The sequence below is a fragment of the Arthrobacter sp. FW306-1B-G06A genome (assembly GCF_058781765.1).
Map to the genome: position 1 here is coordinate 39553 of NZ_JBYSXB010000015.1, position 20454 is coordinate 60006.

Genomic DNA, 20454 nt, shown 5'->3' on the forward strand with positions numbered 1-20454 from the left:
AACGAGTTTCGTGTGCGACTAGCGTCTCGACGAACATGGGTCCGACAAGAAATCTCGTATGCTCAGAGGCCCAGCGCTGGCGGGAAGATGGAGATCTGCGAACTCGCTAGTACCGCCAGCGCAGGGCGGCGATCACGGCCTCATGATCGAGTTTGGCAAAACGTTCGGATTCGCCCCTCCTCACTGCGACGTAGGCATTCACCAATTCATGCCCAAGGGCGGACCGTAGGAAACTGCTGCCATCCAAGTCATCCAGCGCAGTTGACAAGTCGGGGGCGAATCTGCGGACGCCGAGTTGGCTCCTCTCCTCTTCACTCAGGGTCCCGGGGTCAACCTTGATTTCGGGGGGCAGCTTAAGTTGCCGCGTGAAGCCCTCCATCGCGGAGGAAAGTATGGCTGCGACGGCAAGGTACTGGTTGGAGGATCCGTCGGCGCATTTCACTTCTACATTCGATTGCTTGTCCTCGTATCCTTTCAGGCCTGGGACGAAGCGTACGGCGGCTTCACGGTTGCCCGTACCCCAGCAGACAAAACTGCCCGCCCAGTGTTCGGGCTGAAGCCGTGCCATACTCAGGGCGCTTCCGCCGAGCAGGGCAGTGCTTTCAACTAGTCTGCCCACCACGCCTGCAATCATCCTTTCGCCATCTGCCGTCATCTGCGTCGCAGATGCGGCATCGAAGAAGACATTCCCGTCCTTGTCTCTGGCAGAGAAATGGATATGGCACCCGTTGGTTGCGCTTTCAGAGTGGGCTATGGGGGAGTAGGAAACATGCAACCCGTGTCTGCGGGAAACCCTGGTGATGATTAGCCGAGCGAGCAAATAGTCGTCCACGGCCTGGACCGGGTGCCGCGGTGCTAGTGAGATTTCGGCCTGCCCGCGTCCATATTCAGGATGGATCTGCTCGACCGGAACCCCGGCCTCCAAGAGGGCTGTGAGAACGTCTAGATGCCACTCTTCCAGTTGTAGGAACGCAGCCAACCCATAGCCGGGACCTTCGTGGGCGAGAAGTGGTGCATCCTGCGTACCTGTGAAAAGGGTGAATTCCAACTCAAAGGCAACCAATACGTCCAGTCCGGCGGTGGCCCATTCAGCAGCGATGCGTTTCAGAGCCGTGCGTTGACAGGTTGGAAACGGTACGCCGTGCATATCCACCAGATCGGCCGGCGCCCATGCGAGCCCGCTGACCTTGTCGAGGAGGGCAAGCGAAGAGCGGTCCGGAATCCCGCGCAAATCGCCGACGATCGCATCGAAATCAGAGGACTGGGTGACATGGTCGTCAGCGGCCATGAGAACTCCGACGCTCTTTGAGATTCCGCAGCCATTGCGGAATGCGCCCTCTACTTTGGTGCCCGGTAGGACTTTGACTCTTGAAACGCCGGCGTTGTCCAGGTTGGAAATCATGAGGGCTTTGATCTGATCGAGGTTCAGGTCTGCCTTTGCTTGTGAAGTCACTGCTTATCCTTTTGATTGATCGTTGTTTTCGCGCTGCTCTGGATTTACGGTTCCAGGTCGTAGACGCGGACTGCGTTGTCCGTGGCCACCAGCTTCGCCAGTCTTTGGGCATCACTAGGGGTCGCCCAACCCGATTCCACCCATCCACTCATCAGGGCGGCGAACTCGTGTCTCCAGATCGAGGCGCTGACTGCATAGTGCTCGGCGAGCCCAAAGGAGTCAGAGGAATAGAGGACCTTGCTGAAAGGCGCGATCTCCATAGCCTGACGGATTGACGTTCCGGCGCTGGGACCTAAATAGTGCGAAACCAGACCGACGTCGAGGTAGACGTGGGGAAAGACCTGGGCCAGGACTCCAGCTTCCCTGATAAAGGGGTAGCAGTGCAGGAGCATGAAGTTCGTCCCGGTGGTCCGCGTTTCCTGGAACAGGGGCGTCAGCCTGGAGGGGTCAGCTCGAAAGAGCTCCACATCGCCGTCGCCATAGCCTGTGTGGAGCTGGATGGGCAGTCCGGTGTCAATGCCTGCCCATAGCCCGAATCTGAGCAGGACAGGGTCAGTCACCCGGAAACTACCGGTTTTCTCGGCGGTACGGAACCATTCCCCTGCTGCCCTGAGGGCTTCCTGCTTGGAGGGTCGCTCTGCCGGGATGTCGAAACCGTGGCGGTAGGCGATGATGGATTTGAGCCCCACGGCATCCCTCGTCCTGTCGAGCAGGGTATCTGAGAATTTCGCAATAAACCCGGCAGCGGTGGACTCCGCCGCCAGGCTTTCGGCCACCCTCTCTATGCGGACGATCTCACGTGTACGAGCACCGGTCCGAGAGGCCATCCCGGAAGGATCAAGAAGCCGGGAATCCGGTATCCCAGTGTCCAGAAGGTATTGGGAGGTTCCCGTGCTGCCGAGCAGCAGCCTGTTCGCCTCCGCAGCGCCAATCCTTCTGCGGTGAGCCAGGTATTCGTCGAGTGGCGCAAGCGTCTCAAGTCCGATGATGGGCGCACAGAAACGACGCACAGCCAGACCGAAAGGGGAGTCGAGGCCGTCAGTACCTGCCGGCGCGTCCCAGTCGGACTCTGTGGCTAGACGCCGAAACTCACTATCTGGCAGGTCGGCGTCGACGACACCATGACAGTGGTGATCAATCAAAGGTAAATCAATCCTGCCGATGGTTGCCTCAGTCATGCTCACCTCCGGCTGTCGCTTTCGGAGCTTTCGCGGAACTGGTATCGGCCCCGTACCAAGGACCCACAAAGGGCTGCGGCTACACCGATACCCTCACCAACGCACAGTTCCGGGCGCAGACTGTCAGCACGTGCAGTCGGGGTCGGGGTTTTTTCGCTCATGCGAGACTCCTGACGAATTGTAAGAACAAAACTATTCAAATTGTTCTACTACCAATGATTATGAATCAAAATTTTCATACTGGGAAGTCCCGTCACCCTACTCGGTTTTTCCGGGAGGCCGCTGCAGTCTGTCGGTATTATTACCCACAGATTGGTCGGCTGCGGTAGTTTCTGACGCGTTACCTTCTCCTGGCCGTCTCCACCTGCGTGCCGAAGTGGGCGAAACGCGCAATGTTTCCCTTCAGTCCGACATGTCGGGAAACAATGGGCCTTCATAGTCCGGCAAAGGAAAAAGTGTTGAACCCCGGCGCCTGGCGTCTTCCTCCGACGCCGGAACTGAACGCGGGTGGGTCGGATTGGAGTCAACAGGAGCGACGCGATGGATCATGGCAAGGCACTTCCGAGGCTGGGGTCAAGAGTTCCGGCGTTTGGCCCGGCCGGCCCTGCTTGGCTGAGATGGTTTTGGGGCTGTGTGCGCTAATCCAAGGTTCCTTTGATGTCAGACCCCGGATCGGATACTTCAATGTTATGCCTGTTTCAGTTTGGCCGTCAATGGATATTTTTGAATGGTTCCATTCAAGTCTGGGGGCCTGCGCCGTGGGGAACGGCTGCGGTTCCCGCAGGTCCGCGTCGTCATGGCGGACCTCCCTCCCTCGGGAGGGTAGCGGGGCCGCGCGAAAACGCTGGCCCAGACTTGTGCTCCGTGGGGACTTGCAACCTGTTCACCGTTGTCTGAGATGCGCTAATCTGTAATTAACCGTTCATGCCTCCGCCAACCGGGAAGTACTCAAGGGGCTGCCGGCCGCAGTGTATGGGCTGGTGGCGAGGTGTCAACGATTCGTCACCATGGGAACGCTGTCAACCCTATGTTGGGGTACTTACCTACACGAGCCCGCAGACAAGAGAGGGGATCCATGACGGAGGATACAACCACCGCCACTAGTACCGTTGCCGAACGGATTCGAGAAGCCATGGGTGGGTTGTCGGCCAAAGAGCGCTTGGTCGCGCGCGCAATCTTGGCACAGTATCCCGTCGCCGGTCTGGAAACGACAGCCTCCCTGGCTGAAATTGCGAATGTCAGCGCTCCCACTGTGGTCCGGTTCGTCTCCAGACTCGGGTACTCGAGCTACAAGTCCTTCCAAAGCACGCTCAGGGAAGAAATCTCAGAGAAGACCGCCGGACCCGTGACCCTGGAGACCCGCTCCTCGTATAAACATGAGGAGGCTTTTGGAGCGCCGGGCACTGCAGTGATCACCGCAAGCTTGATGCGGACGTTTGAGCAGCTTCCCGCCAGTGAGGTCCGGGCCGCGGCAGTGTCCCTCGCGGGGGCTCAGGGAGCGGTCCATATCTTCGGCGGTCGCTTTACCCACATCTTGGCCGAATATGCGGCACTGAACCTGCGTGCCTTGCGCGGGCGTGTCTACTATCACCGGGACATCCAAGACGCCATCGCCGCCGCGGTCGACATCGGTAGGCGCGACTGCCTGTTGATCTTCGACGTCCGGCGTTACCAACCGGGCTCTGTCCGGTTGGCGAAGCTGGTCAAGGAACGTCAGGCCGTCGTGATCCTTATAACGGACCCTTGGATGTCCCCGATCGCAGAATTTGCAGACATCGTGTTGCCTGCCAGGATTGAAGCTCCCAGTCCAATGGACGGACTGGTTGGCCCGATGGCTGTCATCGAGACTGTTGTGGGCAGCGTGCACGACTTTCTCGGATCAACTGCGGCTGCACATTTGACCGAGTGGGAGCTCTTGACTGAGACCGTTGATGGCCAGGCTCCGTGACAGTCCCAAGGTACTGACCGAAAGCCTGCGCGGCCGCGACGGACTTGCAGAGCTCTTCCAGGTCGTCTGGAGAGGCCTGCCCGGCCTCCCGCGCTGACACTGTCTCCATTACCCGACGCTGGCACTGTTGTGTACGTCGCCTCTCGTGTCTTTGACTCCAAACTCTACTGAGCCCGCGGGTTGTCCTTCTGGTTGAACTGTCCGGCCCTAGGGAGCGGTCGTCCCGGGCCGGTCGCGCAGCCGTCAGATGCGTCTGGCCGTCTGGAAGAGGGACAGCAACCGCAATGCCTCCTGTCGCAAAAGGCCGCCCTTCGCCATCCCCTAACTCAGGCCGCGTTCTGCAGCCCTGTCCACGGTTCGCGCAAGTGCGTGCGGGGGCATCCTCTGCTCCCGTCGGTAGAGCAGATCACAGTGGCGATCGTGGCGATCGTACGGACCGGGGGCGAGCCCGCGGCCTGATGCACCAACAAGACCACCCTTCTCATGCGGGAGCACGCCGTCTCCGGCCGATCACTTTCGTGTTGCCGTCGAGAAATATTTATTTCATCCTTGTCCTCTGAGGTGGATGGATGTAACGTATCTCACGCATTGCAATCCCCTTCCACCGCGGCGGATACCTCTGGTGCCTATTCTCTCGGAGCAGCTCGGCATCTCCGAGGTTGCCGTAAGGCCCGCCTTCTCCTCTCGCAATGGAGCACAACATCCATGTCCAGCAGGTCAGCTTGGAAGCCGCACCCACAACTGTCTGCGGTCGCCCACCATAAGTGTCGAGCACTCAGTTTCCCCGCCGGGCTGGAGCACACCGTCGGCCGGTGGCCTTCTCCCATATCCCCGTCAACGTTGTGCCGTTGTGGACATTGGCAAGTGCGTCATCAAGATCTGCGCTAGAGACCGCTGGAGGCGTTTCCGGCTCGCCTGGACGTTTCCCAATACTTCCTGAAAGGTTTGGAGTCAAACATGTCATCAAATCCGGTGCCAAATAAACCATCAAAGAGAAAGATCCCGCTGTGGGCCGCGTTGGCCTTATCACTGGCGACAGTGGGGCCCACCCTGGCCATGGCGGGTAACGGGCAGGGTCTGGTCGGCTTCGTTGGCAAGTCAATCCCGCTGGTATTCCTGATTGGTCTGGTCGGTGTCTCATTGGTTGGCTATGGCTTCGTGCGGCTCACCCGGCACCTCAATCATGCCGGTTCCGCGTACGCGCTGGTGGGCGTAACCATTGGTCCCCGTGCCGGATTCTTCGCGGGATTCGCCATGCTCGGAACCTATGTGGCTTTCTCAATCGGGACGCTGGCGTTGACCGGCGCGTTCGTCAACGCATTCCTGGCCGAACTTCAGAACGGATCCGCTGACCCAATCCAGATTCCTTGGCCCTTTGTAATCATCGTAGGGGCTGTAATTTCCTTTCTTCTGGCCGGCAGGGAAGCTTCCACAATCGCCAAGATCCTGCTGGTGATCGAAGGGGTGGGCATCCTTGCGATGGTGGTTTTGGTCGTCGTTATCTTCGTCAAAGGAGGGGCTCCGGCTACTGGAATGGACTTCACAGTGTTCAGCCTCGAAGGAGTTAACACCGAACAGGTTTTAGCCGGTGTGGTCGCCGCGTTCCTTTCATGGGCCGGCTTCGAAGCATGTGCCTCACTGGGGGAGGAGACGGACAATCCCAAGCGGAACATCCCTCGTGCACTGGGAGGAACGCTGGTCCTGACCGGTGTGCTCTTCACCGTGGTCATGGCCGCGCAGACCATTGGCTTTGGAACCGACAGCGCGGGCCTTTCCCGCATGCAGACCTCCGCCAACACTCTCGGAGACTTAGGGCACGAGTATGTCGGCCCTGGATTCAGCCTGATCGTTATCATCACTGCGAGCTGCGCGGCGTTTGGTTGCCATGTCGCCTCGACTGCCACGGCGGGACGCATGCTCTATGCTTTCGCTCGGGACGGCTTCGGCCCATCTGCGCTTTCTGTCTTGCATCCAAAGACGAACGGTCCACAACGCGCCAGCGTGTTTGTCATCGCCATTGCTCTGATGGCAGGCTTGGTCTGTGCCCTGACGGGCTGGCCGGTAATGGGGACGGGCAACTCCGCGGTCGACACGTACTTCCTGTTTGCCGTCGCAGGTACGGTATGCCTCATGGTCGCTTATTTCATGGTGGAAGTGGCCGCTGTGCGGTTCGTCTGGCATAAGAAATTCGTCGCCGTCCATGGCGGCCGGGGCAAGATAGCCGGTATCGTACTGCCGGCTGTCGGGGCACTAGTGATCGCCATCGTCCTGTGGTTCAGTGTGAAGGACGCCCGAGGCCCCGCAGATGCCCCAATGCTGGGAGTTTATTGGTGCATAATCGGAGTATTGCTGGCCTTGGCGGCATCCCGTGTCGCAGCAAGAGTAGGCGCTTCGCTGAATCAGGAGCTTGAGTTGGACAGGCTGGGTGTCGACGCCAACACATTGGAAGGGAGCTTGTCATGACCAGCCTGTACCAGCGTGAAGCGCGAGTAGTTGCTGGAATTGAGAAACTCCGCTTCTTCCCTCTCGAGGTCGTGGAAGGACGAGGATCGACTCTGATTGAGCCCTCCGGACGTGAACTCCTAGATCTTTCAGCCAGCTGGACTGCTTCCGGTCTTGGCCACGGACACCCTGCCGTGGTCCAGGCTGCGAACCGGGCAGTGTCCAAGGCAGCCGGGTCAAGCTGTCTTTCCGCTGTTCATCCCGATTCGGTGGGCCTGGCAGAGGAACTGCTGGCGCTGGTTCCCGGTTCGGGTGAACGGCGCGTCTATTTTGGACACGCTGGTTCGGACGCCAATGACGTCGTTCTTAGGGCATGCCGGCACCACTCGGGCCGCCGCACGGTGCTAGCGTTTGAACATAGCTATCACGGAGGGATCGGCACCTCAATGGCAGTATCCGGCCAGCAGGTGGCCGCCGGACATGACCCGGATCAGGATGTGGTCTTCTTGCCATACCCTAACCCCCTGAGACCCCTTACTGGCGAAATCGAATCAACCGTAGACGCGGTCCTCGCCCTGGCCCGCAAAAACCTTGAGACAAACGCCGTGGCCTGCCTGATTGTCGAGCCCATTCTCTCCGATGGTGGACTCGTGGTTCCTCCACACGGATTCCTGGCCAAATTGTATGCTCTATGCCGGGAATATGGCGTACCAATGATTTGCGACGAAGTAAAAGTGGGGCTGGGGCGAACCGGAACACTCCACGCGTTCTCCGCCGAAGGCATTGAGCCAGACATCGTCGTTTTCGGTAAGGCGCTCGGCGGCGGCCTACCGCTCTCCGCTGCCATCGGCCCCGCCGCAATCCTCGACCACCCGGTGGCCTCCGCCCTGCTGACCACGGCCGGCAACCCCGTTTGCACAGCTATTGGCAGAGCGGTGCTACGTACAATCGTTGAAGACCGCCTTCCCGAAAGGGCCCTTGAGGCAGGGAACAGGCTAGTCGCCGCCTTGCAAAATCTCGCCGACGGGCGCGGAGCGTACGGCGGGGGAGCAGCCGAACGGATCGCGGAGGTCCGAGGCAGAGGACTCTCCATCGGCATCGAGCTGGTCAAGGACCGGGCCACATTGGAACCGGATCCGAAACTGGCACGGCAGGTGGTTTACCGTGCCTGGCAGCTGGGAGCCGTCTTCTACTACGTGGGCGATAATGTCTTGGAGATTACCCCACCGCTGGTGATCACAAACGCCGAGATTGATCGGGCCGCCCGGATCATCGACCAGGCGATCAACGATGCCATCACCGGCGCCGTCAGCGATGAAGAGTTGGCCCCGTATGCTGGCTGGTGACTGCGCGTCAGTAAGTCTTCGAGGTCAGCCAGTGTCGAGTAGCGAAGGCGGGGGAACCAGGAGAGCCCGGGCGGCATGGCCACAGTTCAGGCGATGAGTCGATAACTCGAGTCCACCTCACATTCTGCGTCACTATAACCTTCGGCGAGTCCCGACAGATATCGTCAAGGATGGTTCCGTCGGTGCTGCCTGGTCCCGGTTGGAAGTACTCCGGTCCGGCACCGGCCGCCCCAGCCAGCAGCAAAAGTGTCCATCAGGAACGGCATATTTCTGTTCCACCAAGGATGGTCAGACGCGAACCATGATTGTCAGGGTTAGCCAACGCGGTCGCGAAACAGAGGCATCCGCGAACTTCGTTCCCACGCAGCGGTCCGGACCAACTGCAGCCTCGGATACTGCTATCCCGACCAAGCGCCCCCAGGAGCGCCCTGGCTGCAGCGTTCGCGAGGTCTGGCGAGCGTGGGCTGGACAGAGGTGACCCGTCCGGGATCGATCGTCCAGCAGCTATTCCAAAGGCTTCTTCGCAAGGTCTGCCGAACCGTGTGCGGGAGATCGTCGGCTCTGTCGAAGTCACCGACGAGGACGTTGAGTGGACGCGTCCGGCTTGAGGCTGCGGGGCCCTTGCCGCAGCCACCAGGTAGAAGAAGGATGACCGGCTTCAGGCAGCCAGTGTCGCGACTCTTAAGGAAAGTGCCCCGCTCGGATGCGCACTTGATCTGTAATAAAATACTCAGAGAGAAGCATTGACTCGGAATAAGAATGAGACATAACATTACTTCGAGCCTAATGGGCGGGCCTGATCGCCTCCCGGAAAGAGTCCCCGACGTTACTCCATGCTGTCAACACCGCGGTCACACCCGTTCTGGCGCTTGGCTCAACAGGATCGAAAACCACCCAGGAGAAATCCCCGCGGTGAACCCGGAAAGAAACGTCAGGGCAGGTAAGAAGCGAGAGCTCCACGCCGACGTCGTCGTCGGAGCAGGACCGGCTGGACCTCTTGGTCAGCGCCGTGCTCGCGAAGCTACCTGCTACACCGTCCCACGGCACCCAGTGCCGCGGCGCACGTCAATCAAGGAAAGAGAATCACATGAACAGCAGCAAGCGACCGCTCGGCATCCGAGGTTGGTGTATTGCGACCAGTGCGGCCATTGTCGTGGCTTTGACCGGCTGCGGCGGCTCGGCCACCACGGCCACTTCACCAGCGCAAGTTGACACCGTGCTCAAGCTGCCCGATCTCAAGGGTCAGACGATCGTCCTCAACACCATCGGCGGGGTCTACGGCGATGTGGTGAAGAAGGATGTTGCCGCGCCCTTCGAGGCCGCGACCGGGGCGAAGGTCACGGTGACCACGAACTGCTGTGATTCGTATCTCACGCAGGTACAGTCCAATCAGTTCGCCGGCGACGTTGTCCTCGGCAGCTCCTATGGGCCTATGCAGGCGTGGGCCAGTCAGGGAGTGCTCAAGAAGGATCCCCGGCTGGCGCAGATCGGCAAAGAGCGAGGGCTCGGAAGTGACGAATACCAGGACGATGTCGTCACGGCTGGCTATTACGGCATCGTCATGGCGTGGAACACCAAAGTCGGGAACGATCACCCCAACTCGTGGGCAGACTTCTTCGACACTTCCAAGTACAAGGGGACCCGCGGTCTGTACAGCTGGGGGTTCGGCGACTTGGAGGCAGCCCTGCTGGGAAATGGGACACCTGGACCGAGCCTGTACCCGCTTGATGTGAACAAGGCGTTCGACGAACTGACCACATTGCGCAAGAATGCGCCCGTCCATGTCTTCTCGACTGATGCGGACCAGGTCAACCAGCTCGGCACCGGCGAAAATGACTACACGGTGGGCTTCAGCTCGGTCATCATGCAGGGCATCACCAAGGGGCTGCCACTGGATATGACGTTCAACCAGGCGGTGCGCGTGGGCATGGGCGTGGGCATCCCTTCCACGGCCAAGAATGTCGACGGGGCGGTCGCGCTCATCGACTTCTACATGCAGCCCAAGGTCCAGGCGGCGATCGCCCAGGACACCGGCATCTCGCCGGCGTACGCGAAGGCCGCACAGCTAGTCGACCCCAACCTGCAGAAATATATGGTGACGGATTCGTCGAACATCGGCCAAACGATCAAGCAGGACAACACCTGGTGGGAGAAGAACGGGGCACCGACCTACGCCCGCTTCGCGAAGTGGGCGAGCGGGAGCTGAAGCCCATGACCATGACCAACCCCGGAACCGCTCCCGAGGTCCGCGACCAGGGAGCAAGCTCCCTTCGCAAGTCGGCGAGGACCAGCGACCCGATGCCGCTCCGCCGATGGGGGTTCAGGCTGGCATGGCTGCTGGTCGCGGCATACCTCGTGTTCGGCCTAGCGGTGCCGCTGTTCGTCGCCCTCCAGCGTAGCGTCGGCATCGATCCCTTCTGGCGCGCATACGGCGAGCAGCTGGTGGCCCCGTCCCTCCTGCTAATCCTCGGACGCTCGCTGCTGTTCGCAGCAGTGGCCACGCTGGTCATCTCCCTGATCTCCTACCCGGTGGCCTACGCGATGACCCTGATGGGGCGGCGCTCCCGCACGGTTCTCCTCGCCCTGCTAATTGTTCCCTACTTGACCTCGTTCTTGGTCCGGACCTACGCCTGGATCGGGATCCTGGGCGTCAAAGGCCCTGTCGTCGCGGTACTGCACTGGTTCGGAATCAGGACACCAACGCTTGACTACACTGCCATAGGCGTCCTGGCCGTGCTAGTAAACGTGTTCCTGCCCGTCGTCGTCCTCACCTGCTATGTGTCGATGTCACGGATCGACCCATCGCATTTGCGGGCAGCGCGAACGCTCGGCGCGAACCATCTGGAGAGCTTCTGGAGGGTATATGCGCCGCAGACGAAATCCGGTGTCATGTCCGGGGCCGTGCTGGTCTTCATCCAGACCGTAGGCATGTATGTGGCCCCTGCCCTGATCGGCGGTCCCTCGGAGTCGACAGTAGTCACTCTCGTGGTGCAGCAGGTCGTGCAGGGGGAGACCTTCGGAGTCTCGCCGGCGTACTCAGCCTCGTTGAGCGTCATTTTGGCTGTTGTCGTGGTGCTGGTGCTGGCCCTGACTGCACGCTCGCTAGGCGCTGGAGAAGTGTTTGGGCTCACGACCGGTGGGCGTCTGAACCGCAAGGACAGCAAGCCCAAGCGCCAGCGCTCCTCGCACCAGTCGTTCTGGGCTGTGGTGCGCCGGATTCCCGTCGGCTCTGGCCGGCGCCACATCCTTATCCGTGCCATGGTCGTCCTCGCCGTGATCGTGATCGACGGCCCGCTAGTCTACCTCTTCGGCATGTCGTTCCAGCCGCTGCCCCTCCTGGCCTTCCCGACGGGCGGTTGGTCGACGACCTGGTACACCCAGTTGTTCGATGACCCGTCGTGGGGCGATGCCGTCCAGCTCTCTCTACAGACCGCGCTGTTGGCGACCGCCCTGGCGCTCGTCGTGGGAGGATTCTTGGCACTGCGCACGAGCAAGGTACGACCCTTCGCGCGTTCGACGATCGTGGCCGCGGCGGTGCTTCCGCTGATCGTCCCAGCCATCATGTACGCCACCGGGGTCCACACCGTCTTCACGCAGCTCGGCCTCATCGGCAACTGGCAGGCGATCGCGGTCGTGCACAGCTTCATCGCGATGCCGTATGTCTACGTGAACATCCTCAACGCGTTGAGCTCCTACGATCCCCGATGGGATCAAGCCGCGCACTCACTCGGCGCATCGCCTTGGCGCAGGCTCCGCAGAGTCACCCTGCCCCTGCTGAGGCCAGCACTGCTCACAGCGGCCGTTCTGGCGATCCTGACATCGATTGACGAGTTCACCGTCACGCTGTTCGTGGGCGGCATTACCTTCCAGAACCTGGCGCTGAAATTCTGGTCCGACGCTAGGCAGAACCTCAGCCCCGAACTCGCTGCGGTCGGCGTTCTGCTAATCGGGCTCACCCTCGCCATCGCTGCATTCGCGGCCCTTGGGCTGTACGCCACGCGACGTTCCGCCAATACTAATCGGAGTGAAACATGACCGAACCTGCCGTTGTTGAAACCATCTCCTCACACCGTACGGACCCATCCATGGCCCCCACGAATGCCGACGCGAATAGCTATCTCGTCTTTGACAACCTCATCAAGACCTATGGCAACATGACTGCCTTGGACGGCGTCTCGCTCAAGGTCCGGGACGGTGATTTCGTGTCGATCCTGGGCCCCAGCGGATCGGGAAAGACCACCATGCTTGGGATTCTCGCCGGATTCGTAGAACCCGACTCCGGCTCCGTCTGCCTGGCAGGGCGGAACCTCGTTGGTGTACCCGCAGACCGGAGGAACCTCGGCGTGGTGTTCCAGAACTACGCCCTGTTTCCCCACATGAGCGTCAGCGAGAACGTCGCATTCCCCCTCGAAGCGCGCTCGATCCCGCGTGCAGAGGTTGCTCAACGGGTCTCTCGCGCCCTTGACATGGTCGAGCTGGGCCATCTCGGCCAACGCAAGCCGACTGAGCTCAGCGGTGGTCAGCAGCAACGCGTCGCTCTGGCTCGAGCGCTGGTCTACGAGCCGCCGGTCCTGCTTCTCGATGAACCCCTCGGGGCCCTTGACCGTAGGCTCCGCGAGGCGATGCAGATCGAGCTCAAAGAACTCCACGCCAGGGTTAAAAGCACATTCCTCTACGTCACGCACGACCAGGAGGAAGCACTGGCGATGTCCGACATCGTCGTCGTCATGCGCGACGGCAGGATCGAACAAATCGGCCCGCCAGAGGAAATCTACGACTACCCCGCCTCACGGTTCGTCGCAACCTTTGTGGGAGACTGCAACGTCATCGACGGCACCGTAGAGCCTGGACCCCACGGATGGCAAGTACTCGCTAAAGACAGCGACGTCGTGCTATGGTGCGGCCCAGACAAGCCTGCCTCAGGCGACTGCTCTGTGGCCATACGACCCGAGCGCCTCGACCTGACGGACGGACCCAGTGACTCGGCCGACTGCATCCAGGCAACGGTGCAGACACGTCGCTTCGCAGGCCGAGAGGTCGCCTGGCGGTGCACCAGCACCCTTGGGGAACTGATCGTCCGGCTTCCTCGGACATTCACCGGCGCCAGACGGGCAGGGATTGACCACATCAGCGAAGGATCAACGGTTACTCTGCGTATCGACGTCGGTCGCACCCACGTCTTGGATTCCGGCGCCGACTGAACGTAACGAGGCCGCCGAGGCGGGCAAATTGGGCGGCAATAGAACCGCTCGCTCCGCCTCGCGGCCAATCGTTGACGGTCTGCTCAATGGCCTAGAAGTCCGCCCGTGGGGCATGACGACGAGGGCGAACGCGATTGTCACATCCAGGCGGCAGGGGCAACGCTATTCGCGACAGAAGGTTTCAGGACACTGACCCGTGTTGGAGGTTCTTCGCGAGTTTTGCCTAACCTCCGGAAGTAGTCGACCGAGCCCTGGGGAACGCCTCCAGCCCTCGATGTCTTCCATCAGGCTTCCAGCGATGTTACTCTCATAACATATCGGTCGTATCGAGAGAAAATTGTAACAAGTGATTCATCCGATGGGCTCCCGAGCGAAAGCACCCCCACATACGAGCGCAGTCCGAGGCCATTCATCCGGAGGCGTCTCGGGTGAGGCTAACGGGGCCGAGGCGTCGCCGTCCATCTCGCTGGGTTGATTTACCCCGGCAACTGTTCACGAAGGAAACATTCATGCATTACACAGTGTCCGCCGACACCGGCGGAACCTTCATCGATCTGGTCGTCAGCGATGAACACGACAACATGTACATCGGCAAGGCGTTGACTACGCATGAGCGGGTCTTCGAGGGCATGGAAAAAGCCCTGAGCCGGATCGGAGAGGATCTAGGTATTTCCGCAAGGGAAATTCTGGAGAACACGGACCTGTTCATTTACGGGACCACACGCGCCACAAACGCCATCGTCAACCGGACCGTGGCCAAGACGGCATTTTTGACCACCGCAGGATTCCCCGACATTCTGCTGCTGAAGGAAGGCGGCAAACGGGATGTCTTCGATTATCTGACCGAGTACCCCGAGCCCTACATTCCTCGGCGGCGGACCTTTGAGGTGCCGGAGCGGATCAACTCCGAGGCCCAGGTCGTAACTGAACTGGACGAGGACGAAGTCAGGAGGATCCTTGCGCACCTGCGGGACGCGTCCTTTGAGTCAGTGGCCGTCTGCTTTCTTTGGTCGGTCATCAACCCTGCACACGAACTGCGTGTGGGTGAACTCATCGAAGAAGTCCTCCCGGGGGTTCCGTACACACTTTCGCACCGGATTGCGCCTGCCGTCAGAGAATATCGTCGGGCCTCCGCCGCGGCGATCGATGCATCGCTCAAGCCTCTGATGCAGCGACACTTCCGCGGGCTCGAGAATGACCTGCGGGACTATGGGTACAAGGGCCAGCTGTTGGTCTCCTCCAGCATCGGAGGTGTGATGGGCATCAGCGAGATGATCGACGCTCCGATCAACGCCGCAAAGTCGGGGCCCGCGATGGCCCCCGTTGCGGCAATAACTTTTTCCCAGGCTGAATCACTCGGCGGCAACACCATCGTCTGCGACACCGGCGGCACAACCTTCGACGTCGCCCTCTCACGCAACTCCGAACTGATCTACACGCGCGAAACCTGGCTGGGCGGCGAATGGGAAGGGGACCTGCTCGGCATATCGTCGGTGGACGTCCGTTCCATCGGGTCGGGTGGCGGATCTATCGCCTGGGTCGACGAGGGTGGGCTGCTGAGGGTCGGACCCCAATCCGCGGGCTCTGAACCTGGCCCAGCCTGCTATGGGCGGGGCGGGACGCAAGCGACACTCTCGGACGCTGCCTGCGTCCTGGGATTCTTTGACCCTCACTACTTTCTAGGCGGACGTATGGAGCTGGATGTTGAGGCAGCCCACACTGCCGTGGCGCGGATCGCCGGCCTGCTCGGGAAGACGGTTCAGGAGACCGCATGGGGCATTCTCACGCTCTCCAGTGACCACATGGTTAAGGCCGTCAACGACATGACCATCTCCCAAGGCTTGGATCCAAAGGAAAGCACTGTCGTAGCCGGTGGCGGCGCCGCCGGCATCAACATCATGCAAATCGCATATGAACTGGGCAGCGAGAAAGTCATCCTGCCCAAGACCGCCGCGGCACTGTCTGCCTCAGGCATGCACTTCGCCGATATTGTCAAGGAGGCGTCGTCGCCCATGATCACCCGATCCGGCGACTTCAACTTCAACAAGGTTAATTCCACATTGGAAACGCTCGAAACCGGGCTCCATAAGTTTGCGGGGGGTCTCGGTTCGACACCGGGGGACTACCGGATTGAATACCTCACCGAAGCCAGGTACGCCGGCCAGGTCTGGGACATAGTCGTCCCCCTGCCGATCGCACGATTTCACGGCCCAGAAGACTTGGACCGCGTCACAGACGCCTTCCACGCCGAGCACGAGCGACTCTTTGCCGTGCGCGACGAAAAGACCAGCATAGAATTTATCAGCTGGAAGGCGCGTCTGATCGCCAAGAGCGTCGATGCCGCCATACAACCTTCGACGAGCCCCACCGAGCGCTTGCGTGGTGTCCCCGCCAAGACCCGGAACTGTTATTTCGGGCCGCTCGGCCACATGGATACGGATATTTATCTACCCGACGATCTTACCCTCGGCACCTACGTACCGGGTCCGGCGATCATCCAGGAACCTACAACCACCCTGGTGGTCTACCCTGGGATGGCCGCCGAGGTCAGTGGATCAGGCAACTACATCCTTCACATCAACGACCTCGAAGGGAGTGCCCTCTGATGACGGCCCAGACCCTCAATACGAGCCCCACCACAATCGACTTCGACCCCATCCTGACTTCTGTCCTGGCGAATAAAATGGACGGGATCGTCCGTGAAATGACCAGCACCATGCTCCGGTCCGCCCGATCGGCGGTCATCAACAGCGGACGCGACTTCTCGTGCGCGATCGCGACGGCCGACAGCCGGCTCTTAGCCTGCGCGGAAGGCATCCCCGTCCACATCTTCGGCGTGCAGCTCCAAGCATCAGACGTAGTGGCCGCACACCCGGACCTGGCCGAAGGCGATGCCTTCCTAGATAACAATCCCTATGGAGGCAACTCCCACGCCGCCGACCACACCGTGCTCGTTCCGGTATTCGTTGAAGGTGAGCACATGTTCACTGCCGTGGCAAAGGCACATCAAGCGGACATCGGCAATTCCATACCAACGACATACTTCGCCGCCGCAAAGGACGTCTATCAGGAAGGTGCCCTCATCTTTCCCGCCGTGCGGGTCCAACGGGACTACGTCAGTGACGAGAACATCATGCGCATGTGCATGGCGCGCATCCGCGTCCCGCAGCAGTGGCACGGGGACTTCCTCGCATCGCTGGGCTCGGCCCGCGTCGCCGAACGCCGGCTAAAGGAATTGTGCGCCAAATACGGCAAAAACGTCGTCAAGGACTTCATCGAAAACTGGTTCAACTACTCGGAGAGCCTGATGGCAAAGGCTATCGGGAATCTTCCGGCGGCCACCCTGCACAACACCGGCGCCCACGATCCGTTCCTCCCCTACCTGCCAGAGGGGCTGCCGTTCAAGGTCAGCATCGAGGTCAAACCGGCGGACGGGCGCATTGACGTCGACCTGACCGACAACATCCCCAACGTCGACTGTGGCCTTAATCTGACCGAAGCCACCACCATCTCAGCGGTCTACAGCGGAATCTACAACAGCCTACGCGCCAGCGTACCCAAGAATGCAGGCGCCTTCCGGCGCATCGAAGTAAAGCTCAGGAAGGGGGCAGCGGTAGGTATCCCCGAATTCCCGCATAGCTGCTCAGTGGCCACCACGAATCTCACAGACAGACTCACGAACTGTGTCGGCGCCGCCTTCGCCCAGCTCGGCGAACCGTACGGCCTCGCGGAAGGACCCATCGGGCTCGGCGTTCCCCACGCAGTGCTCGCCGGTCATGACTCGCGCACCGGCGAGCCGTTCGTAAACCAGCTCCTCATGGGGGCCGCCGGCGGACCCGGCAGCCCCTCGTCAGACGGTTGGCTGACCTGGAACCTGCCCTGTACTGCGGGACTTACGTACCGGGACTCCATCGAAATAGACGAGATCAAGATGCCCATCCACTACCGCCACATCCGCATGCTCACATCTTCCGGAGCCCCGGGCAGAAATCGTGGCGGCTCCACCCTCGACATGGCTTTCGAGTCAAAAGAGGACCACGTCTCTGTAATCTACCCATGCGACGGGCAAATCAATGCGCCCAAGGGCGTCCTGGGCGGACATGACGGAGCTCTCGCCGCCGGCTGGCACATCGACACCGACGGCAACGAAACGCTGCTGCCCAACAACGCCAACATCATCCTTAACAAGGGCGAAGCGGTTCGGGGTGTGGAGTCCTCCGGGGGCGGATACGGCAACCCACTCGACCGCGACCTGCAAAAGGTGGTCAACGACGTACGCGAGCTCTGGGAGACACCCGAGCGCGCGCGTGAGCTCTACGGCGTCATCCTCCACGTCGAGGGCGACGAACTGACCGTCGACGCGAAGGCCACCGAAGCCCTACGTCAGCGGCTCAGATCAAAATCTAAGTGACCCGCTGCGAGCAGCAGAAGCACGCCAGCGGTCACACGGGTACCGCAAAAGGAAGAACCAAGCCGTCACCCTGGACCGCCGGGCCGTCCCCATTTCGTGCTAAGTCAGAGTGCCCGGCGCCCACAACTTATTACAGGAGCAGACTATGACAGAAGAACCCACTACCAACCCCGGCGCTTGGGATCTCGACCCGTTCTCGGCCGGGATTGACCACAGGGAGATAGCCGAATGACAAGCGAAACCATCACGGCGTCATCGGAAACTGAACGCGACAAGCGGTACGCAAACTCGCTCAGCTACATGGCCCGGGCCAGGAAAGTTATTCCCCGCGGGGTGACTTCCGCGCGTCGCGCGGTTCTCCGCCCAACACCCCTGGCCTTCGCTTCGGCCAGCGGCAGCCACATCGTAGACGTTGACGGCAACGACTACGTCGACTACGTGGCAGGCTTCGGACCAATGTTGCTTGGTCACCAGCCGCCCGCAGTGCTCGCCGCGGTGCGGGAACAACTCACCGCGGGGGTGCTCTTCGGCGGCCAGCACGAGGCAGAAGCCGAGTTGGCCGAACGGATCATAAGGCTGGTGCCCAGTGCCGAAATGGTCCTGCTTAGCGTGACCGGAAGCGAGGCGGTGCAACTCGCACTACGGATAGCTCGGGCGGCCACCGGGCGAAAGGGCGTCGTAAAATTCGAAGGCCACTACCACGGTTGGCTGGATCCCGTCACAGCCAACGGGCCGGGTAGCCCCGTCGGATCGGGACCGGCGCCGCGCCGAGTGATTGTCCCCGACCACAGCGTGGTCGGGCCGGATTTACTGGTGTGCCCTTGGAACGATACGCAGGCGCTGGCCGATCTGCTGGCACGGCACGGCTCCGAGATCGCCGCGGTAATCATGGAGGCAGTCCCAGTAAATGGCGGCAACCTCCTCGCCGCCGACGGGTATTTGGCTGAGGCGCGCAAGCTGTGCGATCAGTACGGCTGTCTGCTTGTGTTCGACGAAGTGGTGACCGGTTTCCGGCTAGCGCCCGGTGGAGCACAGCAGCGGCTCGGAGTTATGCCGGATTTGACCGTGCTGGCCAAAGCACTCGGCTCGGGCTTCCCGATCAGTGCAGTCGCGGGCCGCGCTGAGGTCTTGCGCGCTGCCGAGGGCCCAGTGGCCCAAGCCGGAACGTACAACGGCAACGCCCTGTCAGTGGTCGCCGCCAACGCCACCCTCGATGTTCTGGAGACAAAGCAGCACGACATTTACCCCCTCCTGGAGCGCCTGTCCGGCGAGCTGACCACTGGCGTCAACAATGTTGCCGCCAGGCACGGTGCACCGTTGCGTGCCACCGCCGTCGGGGCAGTCATCCGACTGCTCTGGGATGCACCCGACCCGGTGCGCGATTACGCAGATGTGCTCGCCGGGCGCGCTGAACCGCTGCGAGAACTTTCCGAACATATGCTCGGCAGCGGCGTGCACACCAGAGAGACCGGGCTGTGGTACGTATCAGCGACGCACACCGACGGGGACGTGGCCCACACGCTGACTGCCGTTGACAGCGCATTGAGGGAGATGGCACGGTGACCGTCACGGAGCCTGCGCACAGTCTCTGCCCGACCCGTGCGGCGGTCGATCTGACGGGGGAAGTCGCGATCGTCACCGGTGCCGGCTCGCCCTCAGACACTCATCTCCTCGGCATCGGGGCCGCAATTGCCTACTATTTCGCTCTCGCCGGCGCTGATGTTGTGGTCGTGGATAGAGACTATGATGCGGCGGAGCGTACGATCCGGCGCATCTCTGAGGAGATCGGCACGAATGACGCGCCTTCGCGAGTCCAACTCGCTGTGGCTGATGTAACGGATCTCGGAGACTGCAAACGGACCGTCCAGCACACGCTCGGGGCCTTCGGGACAGTGACCACCCTGGTCAACAACGTCGGGATTGCCGGCCCACCGGGGTCTGCAGCCGAGGTCGATCTGGACATGTGGACTTCCGCCATGACTGCCAATGTCTTGTCAATGGTAATGATGTCTCGGGCTGCGCTCCCCTCGATGGTCCGAGCTGGGCATGGATCGATCATCAATATGTCATCAGTCGCGGGGCTGATGGGCGGTCATCACGCTCTCGCCTACCCGACGAGCAAGGCAGCCGTGGTAGGGCTTACTCGGACCATGGCTGCGCACCACGGCCCAAGCGGAGTCACTGTAAACGCGCTTGCTCCTGGCCTGGTTCTCACCCCAATGGTGACTCAGCGCGGCCTGACCCTCCAGCAGCGCGAAAACCGTCGGCGCGCGGGTATGGTCGACCGGGAGGGTACGGCTTGGGACGTTGCCGGGGCGGCAGCCTTCCTCGCCTCACAGGCCGCCCGGTGGATCACCGGTGCGATCCTCCCCGTCGACGGGGGGCTAAGTGCTCTCGCCACCAACCTTGGTGTTCGTCGTGACGATTAAGTCGCCCCTGCTAATACCTGCCAGCCCGACAGGGACGTTTAGCCCG

The 20454-nt window shown here is 61.1% G+C and carries 12 protein-coding genes; 10 read left to right on the forward strand and 2 right to left on the reverse strand.

Features of this window, described 5'->3' with window-relative positions; genetic code table 11:
- Nucleotides 1–106 precede the first annotated feature (106 nt).
- Both AC3WJM_RS09860 and AC3WJM_RS09865 read right to left on the reverse strand, forming a co-directional pair.
- Nucleotides 107–1402: a type I glutamate--ammonia ligase gene (locus AC3WJM_RS09860; protein WP_492271781.1), complete on the reverse strand. Its 1296-nt coding sequence runs from the start codon at nucleotides 1400–1402 to the stop codon at nucleotides 107–109.
- A gap of 95 nt (nucleotides 1403–1497) precedes the next feature.
- Entirely contained in the window at nucleotides 1498–2631 is a 1134-nt protein-coding gene (locus AC3WJM_RS09865; RefSeq protein WP_492271782.1) for an amidohydrolase family protein, read from the reverse strand.
- Nucleotides 2632–3706: 1075 nt separating this feature from the next.
- On the opposite strand from AC3WJM_RS09865, the gene AC3WJM_RS09870 reads away from it, so the two are divergent.
- From AC3WJM_RS09870 to AC3WJM_RS09915, 10 genes are all read left to right on the forward strand, one after another.
- Complete coding sequence (locus AC3WJM_RS09870; RefSeq protein WP_492271783.1) at nucleotides 3707–4579, forward strand: MurR/RpiR family transcriptional regulator; 873 nt, start codon at nucleotides 3707–3709, stop codon at nucleotides 4577–4579.
- Between the two features lie 957 nt (nucleotides 4580–5536).
- Nucleotides 5537–7042 carry an APC family permease gene (locus AC3WJM_RS09875; protein WP_492271784.1) on the forward strand — a complete coding sequence of 502 codons (1506 nt, stop codon included), beginning with the start codon at nucleotides 5537–5539 and terminating at the stop codon, nucleotides 7040–7042.
- Nucleotides 7039–8367 (forward strand): aspartate aminotransferase family protein, encoded by a 1329-nt coding sequence (locus tag AC3WJM_RS09880; protein WP_492271785.1) that lies wholly within the window; start codon nucleotides 7039–7041, stop codon nucleotides 8365–8367. The genes AC3WJM_RS09875 and AC3WJM_RS09880 overlap by 4 nt, the downstream gene beginning before the upstream one ends.
- 1087 nt (nucleotides 8368–9454) lie before the next feature.
- Nucleotides 9455–10573, forward strand: a complete 1119-nt coding sequence (locus AC3WJM_RS09885) for an extracellular solute-binding protein (RefSeq protein WP_492271786.1) — start codon at nucleotides 9455–9457, stop codon at nucleotides 10571–10573.
- The gene (locus tag AC3WJM_RS09890; protein WP_492271787.1) at nucleotides 10513–12402 is read left to right on the forward strand and encodes an ABC transporter permease subunit; all 1890 of its coding nucleotides are present in this window, start codon (nucleotides 10513–10515) and stop codon (nucleotides 12400–12402) included. The genes AC3WJM_RS09885 and AC3WJM_RS09890 overlap by 61 nt, the downstream gene beginning before the upstream one ends.
- Nucleotides 12399–13568: an ABC transporter ATP-binding protein gene (locus AC3WJM_RS09895; RefSeq protein ID WP_492271788.1), complete on the forward strand. Its 1170-nt coding sequence runs from the start codon at nucleotides 12399–12401 to the stop codon at nucleotides 13566–13568. Before AC3WJM_RS09890 ends, AC3WJM_RS09895 begins: the two co-directional genes overlap by 4 nt.
- Nucleotides 13569–14077: 509 nt before the next feature.
- A complete protein-coding gene (locus AC3WJM_RS09900; RefSeq protein WP_492271789.1) occupies nucleotides 14078–16174 on the forward strand; it encodes a hydantoinase/oxoprolinase family protein in 2097 nt (698 codons plus the stop codon).
- Nucleotides 16174–17979 (forward strand): hydantoinase B/oxoprolinase family protein, encoded by a 1806-nt coding sequence (locus AC3WJM_RS09905; protein ID WP_492271790.1) that lies wholly within the window; start codon nucleotides 16174–16176, stop codon nucleotides 17977–17979. The genes AC3WJM_RS09900 and AC3WJM_RS09905 overlap by 1 nt, the downstream gene beginning before the upstream one ends.
- A 228-nt stretch (nucleotides 17980–18207) precedes the next feature.
- Nucleotides 18208–19542, forward strand: a complete 1335-nt coding sequence (locus tag AC3WJM_RS09910) for an aspartate aminotransferase family protein (RefSeq protein WP_492271791.1) — start codon at nucleotides 18208–18210, stop codon at nucleotides 19540–19542.
- Nucleotides 19539–20408, forward strand: a complete 870-nt coding sequence (locus AC3WJM_RS09915; RefSeq protein ID WP_492271792.1) for an SDR family NAD(P)-dependent oxidoreductase — start codon at nucleotides 19539–19541, stop codon at nucleotides 20406–20408. Before AC3WJM_RS09910 ends, AC3WJM_RS09915 begins: the two co-directional genes overlap by 4 nt.
- The last annotated feature ends 46 nt before the right edge of the window (nucleotides 20409–20454 follow it).